3 protein-coding genes and 1 tRNA gene are annotated in these 12,015 nt (G+C 69.9%); 2 read left to right on the top strand and 2 right to left on the bottom strand.

Annotated features, from left to right (window positions below; translation table 11 throughout):
- The first annotated feature begins 41 nt into the window (after nt 1-41).
- Nucleotides 42-117 (top strand) — tRNA-Asn (locus tag AC07XP_RS07255).
- Nucleotides 118-375: 258 nt separating this feature from the next.
- Nucleotides 376-822, top strand: a complete 447-nt coding sequence (locus AC07XP_RS07250) for a hypothetical protein (protein WP_390343608.1) — start codon at nt 376-378, stop codon at nt 820-822.
- 39 nt (nt 823-861) lie between these two features.
- On the opposite strand, the gene AC07XP_RS07245 is transcribed toward AC07XP_RS07250, so the two are convergent.
- Together AC07XP_RS07245 and AC07XP_RS07240 are read right to left on the bottom strand one after the other, a co-directional pair.
- Nucleotides 862-3,702, bottom strand: coding sequence for a prealbumin-like fold domain-containing protein (locus AC07XP_RS07245; protein WP_495264227.1), 2,841 nt, complete (start codon nt 3,700-3,702; stop codon nt 862-864).
- A 1,051-nt stretch (nt 3,703-4,753) separates the two neighbouring features.
- Nucleotides 4,754-11,881 (bottom strand): hypothetical protein, encoded by a 7,128-nt coding sequence (locus AC07XP_RS07240; protein WP_495264248.1) that lies wholly within the window; start codon nt 11,879-11,881, stop codon nt 4,754-4,756.
- Nucleotides 11,882-12,015 lie beyond the last annotated feature (134 nt).

Below are 12,015 nucleotides of genomic sequence, written 5' to 3'. Positions count from 1 at the left end.
TTTTGGAAGCCCCAAAAATCACGCTATAATCTAAGGCTTGTTCCTCGATAGCTCAGTTGGTAGAGCGCCGGACTGTTAATCCGTAGGTCCCTGGTTCGAGCCCAGGTCGAGGAGCCACCATTTGCTGAAGGCCCGTTACTCACAAGGTAACGGGCCTTTTCGCTTTGCGGCCCCTTTTGCTTTGGCGCCACACATCGGCCGCCGCCTGCCCGCTCGCGGGCCTGTCCGACACGCAGGCCCCGCCCTGCGTGCAAAACTCCCTCTTTGTTAACGGCTTGCGCTGCCCTGCCCCGGGCAAACCCGTGCACGCGACACGCCGCTCAGGCGTTGTTTGGGCTCAGTCATTCACAAATAACAACCATCAAGGGCATCACGATGAAACTCACAAGAATTCTTCTGGCCGCCGCCGTGGCCGCCGCCACCTTGCCCGCCGTGGCGCAGGTGTCCGTCAACATCAACGTGCCCGGCCTGATCCAGGTCGCGCCGCCTGCACCACGCTATGAACCCGCGCCACGGCCGCGCAGCGGCCAGGTCTGGGTGCCCGGCCATTGGCAGTGGAACGACCGCGCCTACGCATGGCGCCCCGGCTACTACGTCGCGGCCCGCCCCGACTACGCCTACGCCCCGGGCGGCTGGGTGCGCGCCGACGGCGGCTGGCGCTGGCGCGAAGGCGACTGGCGCCGCGCCGAGCGTCGTGAAGAACGCCGCGAAGACCGCCACCACCGCCGCCATGACCGCGACCACGACCGCTACGACCATGACGACGATCACCGCGGCGGCGGCCACTGCCCGCCCGGCCAGGCAAAAAAGGGACGCTGCTGATAGCAGCAGCAGCTTGCGCGCCTGCTGACGCGCAAGCCCTCAGTTCACCGTCACCCTGAACCGCACGCTGCCCGTGCCGCCGGGCGCGAGTTGCCCGGTGAACTTCCAGTCCAATGGCCCCGTTCCGCCCGGCGCTTGTGCGGCCGCGCATGCCACGGCCGGCGCAGGCAATGCATTGGCCGGCGTGCGCTTCGTGCATGCGGTCAGCGTCGCCGGGGTAGCGCCTTCCTGCGAGGCGACGAAGCTGGTGTAGACCGGCGTGACGTCGCTCACCGTCAGGCCGCTGATCGGCGTCGCGCCGTTGTTGGTGTAGGTGATGCGGTACTCGAGCGTCTCACCCGACTTGGCTTCGTTGTTGAGTCCGAAGTCGCCGTTCTTCGTCAGGTTGCGCACTTCCTTCTTGAGCTCCAGCGCCGTGCTCGACACGGTCGTGGTGTCGAGCACGAGGTAGCTCGCGCTCAACGCGGGTGATGCGTTCGTGAACACGAAGCTCGCCTGCACCGAACGCTTGTCGTTGTAGCCGGCGAGCGCGCTGGCCGGAATGAACTCCTGCACCACCACGCACAGGTTCTGCCCTGTCGTCACAGGCCTGGGCACCGCCGGCGGATAGAGCACCGCGGCGCCGGCCTGCAAGGCGCCGGTGCAGCCCGGGTCGTCGAAGATCCTGGCGCTCCAGCCATCGATCGGCGGCGTGGCCACCGCGCCTGCCACGCCGAAGCTCACCGTCCCGCCGGTCTGCGCCACGAAGGTGTGCGCGTGGCTCACGCTGCTGCCGGGCGAGCCGGTGCGGGCGCTGTCGGCGCCGAAGCGATTGAGGGCCACGTCGCCGAAGTTCAGCTCGCCGGCCCGGGCTTCGTTCCATGCAAAGCCGATGTGATCCGGCGCCCCCGCGGCGGTGCGCGTGTAGGTGTAGGTCCGCCCGCCCACGGCCACGCCCGCGCCGGAAGGCAGCGGCGTGGCGCCGACCGACGCCCCCGTGGACAGATGACCCGCCGGCGTCACCTCTTCCACGCACATCGGATCGCCATCGGACGGGGACAAAGGCTGCGACGGCACCTCCAGGCGGTAGTGGCCCGAGCCGTCGGTCACCGCCGTGGACCACACCCCCGCCGCACAGTTGGTGAGCCGCATCCGCACACCCACGAGCCCCGCTTCGCCGCCGTTAACCACGCCGTCGTTCGGCACGCCCGCACCGCTGCCGTTGTCGTTGAAGACGCGGCCGGTGATGGCGTAGGCGTCGCTGTTGACGAAGGTGCATACGATGTCCGCGCCGCCCACCATCCATTCGGCGGGAATCGTCAGCACGTTGCCGGCCAGCACCACCGGCGGCAGCGACGCCGCTGCAGCCGCTGCCGCCCGCCTCGAAGCGGACACCCCGGGGATGGGCGACGGCGCAATGGCGTCCTTCACGTCGTAGCAGCTGGCGCTCACCGGGTTCACGGGCCAGCCGGCGGGCGACGTCTCGGTGATGGTGACCGGGACGCCGACCCTGCCGGTGATGGTCTGCGCGCCAAACTCCTCCCCCGGCACGGTGAGCGTGATGGTGTCGCTGCTCACGCTGAGGCCCGACAGCGCAAAGCGAAAGCGGTGGGTGCCCGAACCGACGTACGCAGCCTTGAGGATGCGGACCTTCGGGTCACCCAGCCGGACCCCGATGGACGGCGTCGTGGCATCGCAGGGATCGGTCACCAGCGTGGTGCAGAGCGCATCGCCGCCGCCGCTCAGGTTCACCGTGTTCGTGCCGGACTGCGCGCCCACGGCCGTCTTGTCGACCTCGACGGGAATGCGGATGTCGAAGGTGCCCGGCGCCACACCGGCGGCCACGCTGCAATTGGAAATCAGCGAGCCGGCCGCAGGGCAGCCGCTCAGGACGCCGGTGGTGGTCCTGGCGATCAGCACGGGCGGCCCGGCCAGCGTGATGCCGGTGGGCAGCATGTCTTCCACGAACAGCGGCGCCGTGGTCGGTTCATGCTCCACCTTCACGGCGACCGTGTAGAACTGGCCCGCCGCGCCGACGATCAACGGATTCGCACTCACGGTCTTCGTCGAGGTGATGGCCAGCGGAAAGGCCACGGGCGTATTCGTCGTGCTCCGGCACACGCCGATTCCGGCGCAATACGGATCCCCGCCCTTGGAGGCCATCGCGACATTGACGATGTACGACAACGGGGCCCCCACGGTCACGGCAGACGGCAGCGGCGTCACGGGAATCACGAACGAATGGGAGGTCATCAGGCCGGGGGGCACCGTGCAGGTCACGTTCTGCTGGACGGCCGTGCAGCCCGCGGGCAGCGTGCCGATGCGCAGGGACGATGAAATGGCGTCGGTGATCTCGGCCGGCGCCGTGGTCGGGCTGCCGTTGCTGCTGAGCTTCAGGGTGTAGCTGGCCGGCACGCCCACGAAGAACTTGGCGACGCTGACCGTCTTCTGGAGCTTCAGTTGCATCATGTCGACCGATGTGGGCGGCGTGGTCGAGTCGCAGGCCTCGTTGACCGCCGTCGTGCATGCCAAGTCTCCCCCACCGCTCAGGTTCGCCATGTTGGTGCCCTTGTTCAGGCCCGCGGCCGGTGTGCTGACGCTGACGGGAATCCTGATTTCGAAGGTGCCCGGTGCAACACCGGCCGCCACGTTGCAGAAGACGCCGCCGCCGATCGTCGGGCACCCGACCAGCGTGCCGGTGGTCGTTCCCGGAATCAGCGTCGGCCCGCCACGCAGGTTCATGCCCGCGGGCAAGAAGTCCGTCAGCCCAATGGGCGCCGTGGTCGTCCCGTTGGCCACGGTGATGAACAGGGAGTAGAACTGGTCGGGCGCCCCCACCACCAGCGGGCTGGCGCTGACCGTCTTGGTCGAGGTGATGACGGGCAGAGGCGGAAGGGCCACCGGCGTGGTCACCGTGCTCGTGCACGCCCCCGTGCCGTTGCAAGTGGCGTCTCCCCCCCCCGATGCCGTGGCCGTGTTGGTCACGCCGGGCACGGCCGAAGGCAGGGGCGTCACCGGAATGACGAAGGACGCGGACGATGTGAACCCTGGGGGCACCAGGCAACTGACGTTCTGGCCCACTCGGCTGCACCCCGGGGGAAGGTCGCCGATGGTCAGCGAAGGCGGCACTCTGTCGGTCACCACCGTATCGGCAGTGGTCGCGGCGCCAGTCGTGTTCGTCAGCGTGAGTGTGTAGCTGGCAGGCTGGGCCACGATCCATGGGGCCGCGCTGGCTTCCTTCTTGAGCGCCAACCGGGGGTCTGGGAGGTCTGGCACGAAGAAGCACACCCTGTTGTCCGACCCATTCGGCTGACCATGGATTGGCTCGTTCGAGAGCGTGACGGAAGACACGGATGTTCTCGAAACAAAGGCCCATGCAGAGGCCCCATAATTGGATTTCGCCCCCTCAAGATTGCCATCTGCATCGATTTTTACCGGCGCAAGGGCCCTCCACTCTGCGGGCATTGGATCGGGATCGGGGGCAGGCGTCTTGACCTCCGCCACAGTGAACGGATAGTGATTTCCGTTGACGGACACCACCATCTTCTCGCACCCATCTGCTGGGTCGCAGTTGAGCACGTAAGTTCGAACGCTCAGGTTCTTCACCGGCACAGAAAAATTGAACGTGCATGCCTCCCGCACGTTGGGCTTCCCAAGCCAGAGATAAGTACCCCATGTGTACTTGTTCTCCACCCCGCATGCGCCCTCCGTGGTGACAGCGACTTCCCCGTAGGTCCCGCTCTTCCATATACATAGCTCCGCAGCCGTGGCCTGCGTGCCGATCAGGAGCGAGGTCAGTGCCAGAAAGGCGACGCCGCGCAAGGCATGAAAGAAGTGCGCCACGCCTCTCGCAAGCGCCATCGCACGCGTCCGCACGGGTAGGCAGCGAAGCGCCGTCGCGCAGCGCATCGAATCAGTTTTTTGCATTTTCATTGGCCATTCCTCCGCGACTTCATCGATCGGTCCGGTCGTCTTTCACGGGGGCTGCCGCGCCCGCCGACGCGGCACCCAGCGCCGTCTCGTCGAACTTGAAACGCAGCCGGATGTACGCGCCCTTGCTCGTGTAGTCGTTGGCCGCCAGGTCGCGGTCTTTCAGGCCCACGAAGTTGTAGCCCGCCGACACCCACAGGTCCTTCATGACCTGGTAGCCGACTTCGATGCCCAAGGTCTTCTGCAGGCCGCCGCCCTTGCCACGCAGCAGGCCGGCCTGCACGCCGAGGTCCCAGCTGTCGTTGAGGTCTTGCGTGTAGCGCGCCTGCAGCAGGTGCGCCCAGTAGGTGCTGCGCAGCAGGCCGTCGTCGGCGCGCGACCACTTGGCGGCGTAGCGCCCGTTGATGACGGTGCCGGGGCGCGGGTTGTAGTTGAGGTGGGCCGAGACGATGTCGGCGCTGGTGCGCCCGGGCAGCGCTGCGCTGCCGTTGCCCGCGCCGAAGACGCTCGCGCCGTCGAGTGCGCCGGTCGAACTGCCGGTGCCGGTGACGCGCTCGGAACGGCGCTCGTAGCGCATGAGCGCGTTCCAGCTGTCGGTGTCCACCGGACGGTAGGCCAGGCCGATCTGGTGGCGCGCCAGGTGGTGCGCGTTGCCGGCGTTGGCGCCCTGCCCTTCGCTGGCGCTCATCACGCTGCGCGCCAGCAGGCTCCATGACGCATCGATCTTGAAGCCGAAGCCCGCGCTGAACAGGCGCGTGTCGGCGTCGTCGCCGTGGCGGCCTTCGAGGATGCCGCTGGCCTTGATGCGTGCGTCGGTGTATTCCACGCCGCCGGTGATGGCGGTGGAGTCGCCCGTCAGGCCGCTGGCGTGGCCGGTGCCGTTGTTGCCGCTGTTGCGCACCCCGCCGATCTGGCGCGTGTGCTCGACGCCGCCGGTCAGGCGCCAGTGGTCGTCGACCCTGAAGGTGTTGCGCACGCCCGTGGCGGCCTGTGCGGCGCGCCCGTCGAGGCTGTCGGCCAGGCGGTACTCGCTGTACACGCGCCCGCCCTCCATGTAGGCGCTCTCGATGCCGAGGATGCCCACGTTGTTCGACTGCCCCGCGTTCAGCTCGTACGGCCCGTAGAGGCTGGAGACCAGTTCGTAGCGGCCGTACAGGCGCGTCTTGTCGGTGACGGCGTAGTTGCCGCCCACGGCGAGCACGTGGCGGTCGGACTTGCGGAGGTCCTGCTCGCCCTCGACGAAGACGTGGGCCTGCGGCAGGCCCGGCACCTGCGCCGACAGGCGGGCGCGCACGGTGGTCAGGTCTTCGTCGTTGGCGTTGGCCTGGGTGCCGGCGTTGGCCGCCGCACCGAGCGCGGTGACGTTGTTGGCGGCCACGCCGCTGCCGAGGTTGCCGCTGTAGGTGGAGACCTGGCCGTAGTCGAAGCCCGAGCCGCTGCCCAGGCCGGTGCCGTTGTGGCCGTGGCGCAGGCCGAACTCGCCCACCAGTTGCTCGCCGAACTTTCTCTGCACGCTGGCAGTGATGCCGCGGCGGGTGCCTTCGCGCAGGGCGTCCTGGCCGTAGAGCAGTTCGCCGCGCAGCGCGGTGGCGGCGTCGAGCCGGTACTCGGCGCGCGCCGAGGCTTCGGTGCGCCCGGCGGAGAAGCTCGCGCCGGGGTTGTCGAAGCCGGTGCTGGTCTTGCTCGCGAGCGCGGCCACGGCCAGGTCTTCGCCCTGGTGGCGCAACTCGACGCGGGCGCCGCTGCCCTTGCCGTTGCGGTCGGAGTCGGTCTGCACCCATTCGCCGGCGACGGTGGTGTGCTCACCCAGGCGGGCCAGGGCGGTGACGGCACCGAGCTTGCGGCGGTTCTCGGGGTTCTCGTCGATGGCCGCGACCACGCCGACCTGCAGGTTCTTGGCCACCTTGAGCTGCACGTCGGCACCGGCCACGGTGAACTTGGGGCCACCCGCGTCGACCTCGTAGGTCACGCGGATCGACTGCGGGTTGAGGTTCGCATCGACCGACGCGATGGCGCGCGTGAACAGCAGGCGGCGCGTGAGCGGCTCGACGGTGTAGTCGACGAAGCGCGTCACGGTCGAACGCTGCAGCACGAGGTCGGGCTGGTTGCGGTCGCGCACGACGATCTCGACCTGCTCGCTGTTCTCGACGAACTCGCCGCCCCTGGCGCCCAGGTAGTACGGGCCCGAGGTGCCGACCGCGCGAAACTCTTCCACCTGCTGGGTCTGCGCGGTGCGCGAGGCAAACGTGGTGGTGCGCACCTCGCCGTCGTCGTAGACGTGCTTGAGGCCGGTGAGCGAACGGCTGACCTGGCTCAGGCTGCGCACCTCGGTGCTGCTGGCGGTGGTGAAGTCGCCGTACAGCAGGTAGGAGCGGTTCTTGTCGATGCGCACGTAGAGCTTCTGCGTGCTCTGGGCGTCGAAGCCCTTGGCGGACGAGTCGCCGTACACGGGGTAGAACTCGTCGGGGCGGATGTCGCGGAACAGGCGGTCCTTGCGCGTCTTGTCGGAATCGTAGGCGGCGGTGAGCAGGTAGTCGCCCTTGACGGCGCCCTTGAAGAAGAACGCAGCGCGCGCGGCCGCGCGGCGCTTGTCGTTGCCCTCGTCGGCCAGGCCGGACAGCTCGGCCTCGAAGGCCGCGCCCGCGGGCATCGCGCCCAGCGGCACCTGGCCGCGCTTGGTGAAGTCGAGCACGCCTTCGACGATGCCCACGCCGATCATCGGGCGCAGCTCGGGCAGCAGCGTCAGGCGCGCCTCGGCCGTGAAGCTCGCGGCCGTCACGCGCAGGCGGGCATCGCCGGGTTCGCCGGGCGGCAGCAGGCGGAAGTCGGCCATGCCACCGTCCATGAAGACCTGGGTGCCGGGTTCGGCGGGGTTCAAGTCTTCGTCGAGCCAGCGGCCGCGGTCGGTCTCGAGCGTGAGCTGCGTGCGTGCGGTCACGGGCACGCCGGCCGCGTCGGTCAGGCGCACCTTCACGACGACGGGCGTGCGCAGGTCCGCCTGCGCCGAGGCGGGCACGTCGATGTGGATGGCGCCGAGCTTGTCGGGCGCGGTGACGCTGATCTGCTGCGCGGCGCCGCGCACGTTGCCGAACGGATCGACGGCTTCGAGCACGAGGCGGTTGACGCCGGGCCGCAGCACGATGCCGATGTATTCCCAGGCGCCGATCCGGCGGCTGGCCTGCTCGGTCTTCTTGCCGACGCGGCGCTCCTCGACACCCTGGCCGTTGACGCTCAGGCGCAGCGCCAGGCCAGCTTCGCCCTTGACGCGCACGTTGAGCGAGGTCGAGGGCAAGGTGTCGCCGTCGCGCAGGTCGATGAAGCCGAGGGCGTTGCTTTCGATGCGGGGCAGCAAGGCTTCGAGGCCGATGGGGCTGGGGACGGCTTGCGGCGGCGCCACCGCGGCGGTCGGCTGCGCCATGCCGCGGGACACGCGCATGCCGGAGAAAAGGCTGCCCACAGGGGATGCGCCATCCGCCGCGCCGCCGCCGGTCGCCGCGCCGAGCGTGCTGCCCTGGCTGCCCGACGCGCCGCCGATGAAGCTGCTGGGCGACGCCGGTGCAGTGGGCATTGCGATCAGCGGCGCCGAGCTGGCCTGCGTGGTGCCGGTGCCGGTGCTGCCGCCCGCGCGCACCTCGCCGCTGGCAGGCAGCGCACGCCGGTCGCCCACGGGGACGATCCGGCCTTCGGGGTCCAGGCGCATGCGCACCTGGGCTTCGGCCTCGGTGTCGGGCACGGCGGCGATGGCCTCACGCCGCGCGATGACGGCGCTCATCACCGCCGGTGCGTCGCAGTTGGCGACCACGAAGTTGGCCTTGTGGAATTCGCCCTTCTTGAGATCGACGAAGCGGCTGTCGGGGCGCCCGGCATTGCGGTTGTCGAGCGCTTCGAGCCGCGCGCCGGCGGGCAGCGTGGTGGCATCGAGCCGCAGCACGTGGGTGACCGGCTTGAGGCCGTACAGGCTCCACTTGCCTTCGACGTCGGTGATGACATGCGTGCCGTCTTCCATATACAGGCGCACGCCGGGCACGCCGATTTCGTCGACGCCCTGCTGGCGGCCATCGCGCCGGCAGTCCATGTAGACCTTGCCGAAGAGGAAGGCATCGTCGGAGAACACGCCACCGGTCACGCGCACGGTCCATTGGGCGAGATTCGACTGCATGGGGCCGGAGCTGGCGCGGGCACGGTTGACGGCATCGCCGTTCGTCGGTGCGCCGACACCGACGCGCACGCGGTAGCGCACCGCGGCGGACTGGTCGATGCCAAGCGCGAGGCCGGGCTGGTTGAAGACCAGCCGTGGACCGGCCCCGCCCACGGGATCGGCCGTGGCCGCACCGTTGAGCCGCGCGCTGCCGGCCACGTAGGCGAAGCCCGGCGGCAACTGGTCGGAGAGGCTCAGGCCGGTGACGGGAAAGCCGGTCTTGTTGGTGACGACCAGCGCGTAGTCGAGGAAATCGCCGAACTCGACCTGGCGCTTGCTGCCTTCCTTGCGCAGCACGAGGCCGAGCACGTTGCCCGGATCGAGCGGGATGTGGTTGTGCATCACGTCGCAAGCAGCGCCCGAGGGCTCGAACCCGGCCTTGAGCGAGAAGTGATGCGTGGTGGGCTCGGCCCTCTGCGGCGACGCAGCGTTCGGGACGATGGCGCCGCAGCGCTCGAAGGTGCCGGACGTGACGGGGATGAGCTGCGAAGGCGCCGCGTAGGCACTGCCCGCGGGCGGCGCCACGCCCAGCGCATAGGTGCAGCTGCCGGTGACCGGCGGCGACAGGAAATAGAACTGGTAGCCGCCGTCGGCGCCGGTGGTCATGGACAGGCTGCCATCGGCGTTGGCGCGGTAGACGCCGCTGTCGCCGCCGAACACCTCGGCCAGGGACATCGGCCGGGCAGCGCCGTCGCTGCACGACTGGCGGGTGAAGGTGACGACGGCACCGGCCACCGGTTGGCGGGTGACGGCGTTGTAGACCACGCCCTGCGGGTCGGCCAGCATCGAGGACGCGCTGCTGGCGCTCGCGGTGACGAGCGCGGCCGACGACGCAGGGGCGGTGTTCTGCTCGAAGGCGGCCGCCCAGGCCTTGTTGGTGAACGGCACGCGGGCGCCGTTGCTCGAAGGCTTGCGGGTGATGCGCACGGTGAATTCGATGTCTTCGCTCTGGCCGGGTGCCAACGCGCGGCTGCCGTCGGTGAGGCCGAGTGCGGCCTGCATCGGTAGCCGGAAGGGGTCGGCGCTGGCGGCAGCCTCGCGGTCGCAGGCGGCGCGGCCGGTGAAGCCGGATGCGATCTGCAGCACGCCGTGGCGCACCTTGGGCGCGCCGACGAGTTCCCAGGCGGCGACGAGGCCGTCGGGCTTGTCCATGTCGAAGGTGCAATCGAGGTTGTCGATCACGCGCACGTTCGGGGCCGGGGCCGCGCCGGTGTTGCCGACCTTGAAGCGGTAGTCGAGTTCGTAGACGCCCTCTGCCATGCGGCGCGGCTGCGAGACGCTCTTCACGAGCGAGAGCACCGGCTGCTGCAGCTGCACCGGCGTGGGCGAGGTGTCGTTGCCGGGGTTGCCGTCGCCGTCGGCATCGGGGTTGCTGCCGTTGACGGAGTCGTCGAAGACGGTGGGCGGGCCACCGGCTGCGAGCGCGGCCTGCGCGCGCACGGTGTTGAGCAGCGTGCCCGCGCGACCCGACACGTGGAAGCGCACGTCGAAACGCACCGTGAACTGGCCGCCCACAGGCAGCACCGCACCGGGCGCGAGCAGCTCCTGCGCGGAGGCCGTGCCGTTGAACGCGGCGTTGACTGCCGCCACCGTGCCCGCCACGCCGTTGCCCGGACTGCCGACGATGGCCAGGGTTCCGGGCACCACTGTGTACTGGCGCGCGCCCGGCACCGCGGCGGTCGTGCGGGTGCCGAACTGCGCGGCGCCCTGCCCTTCGAGCACGTCGGCCAACTGCACGCCGTGCAGCGCGGTCGTGCCGTAGTTGCGCACGTGGACGTCGAAGGTGACGGTGGCCGTGCCGTCGGGTTGTCCGTCCGCGCCGCGGTGCATGCGCGGCGTGGAGGCGGCCTTGGCGACGCCGATGCGGCCCTGGCCTTGCGGCGGCGCCATCGCGATCACCACCGTGTTCGACGGCGAGGCGGCGGGCGCGACGCCGTCGTTGTACTGGCTGTGCGCGGTGTTGCGGATATCGCCGGTGTGATCGGCCTTGACCTGCACCGCGAACTGCATGGCGATGGAGGCATTGCGCGCGAGGGCTGTGGGCACGCCGATGGCCACTTCGATCGCCGCGCCGTCTTCGGCGGTGCGGTAACTGAAGTCGGCGTCACCGGGCATGCGGAACAGACGCACCGCGCCGGCTGCCGTGCTCTGCAGGCTGCCAGGCAGGTAGCGCGTGCCGGTGGGCACGAGGTCGCGCAGCAGCAGCAGGCTGCGCGGGCTGCCGTTGACCAGCACCTGCGTGCCGGTGGGCGCGGCCGCGCCGCCGGGCTGCGCGTCGCGCGCGCCGGTGTTGGTGCCCGAGATGCTGAAGTCGATGCGCGTGCTGCCGGGCACGACGGCACCCGCATGGCTGGCCGACTTGACCAGCGCGAGCACGGCGACGCTGCCCACGTCGACCGTGTCGCGATTGCTCGCGCTCGCGCCCTGCAGGGCGGTGGTCGCGCTCAGCACCACGCAGGCGCTGCCGCTGGCCGCGGCGGGAATGGTGCCCTGCACCAGCAGTTCGGCCGTCTGGCCCGGCTCCAGCGCGAGCGTGCCGGCCGCACCGGGCAGCAGCACGAGATCGGAGGCGTCGACGACGCCGTTGTGGTTGCCGTCGCGCGCCACGCGCAACGCCGACAGGTCGAGCCCGTCGGCCGGGCACCCCGCGCCGTCGTTGACGAGCCCCAGGGTGTAGCGCGAAGCCACGTTGCCGGTGTTGGTGAGAAGGTGGCTCAGCGTGACGACGGTGCCGGGCGGGCGGTTCACGCGCTGGTCCTGCGTGAGCGACAGCGCCTCCACGGGCAGCACGCTGGCGGTCACGGCATTGGAGATGGCCGTCTCGCTGCGGTCGAGGCCGGCCGGGACGTAAGTGCCCGTCGCGATGCTGCGGATCACGACGCCGCCGGGCGCGGGCGCCGCCTGCGCGATCGGTGCGAAGAGCATGGCGAGTGCGAGGCCAAAGGCCGCCATCGCGCTGCGCGCGAACGCCCCGCAGCCCCACCAGCGAGGCATGCCGGCACGCGAAGAAGAAAGAAGAAATGGCACGCGGTGAACCTTCCCTCGCACCTCCCGCTGCGGGAGACACGTCAAACAGTCGAAGAACT

The organism is Variovorax sp. GW531-E2 (assembly GCF_059423125.1).
Note: the sequence above shows the minus strand (reverse complement) of the source record. Positions and strands in the feature narration are given on the sequence as shown.

Coding starts and splice junctions, on each gene's coding strand:
- AC07XP_RS07250 (WP_390343608.1), top strand. CDS start 376: ATGAAACTCACAAGAATTCTTCTGGCCGCCGCCGTGGCCGCCGCCACC.
- AC07XP_RS07240 (WP_495264248.1), bottom strand. CDS start 11,881: ATGGCGGCCTTTGGCCTCGCACTCGCCATGCTCTTCGCACCGATCGCG.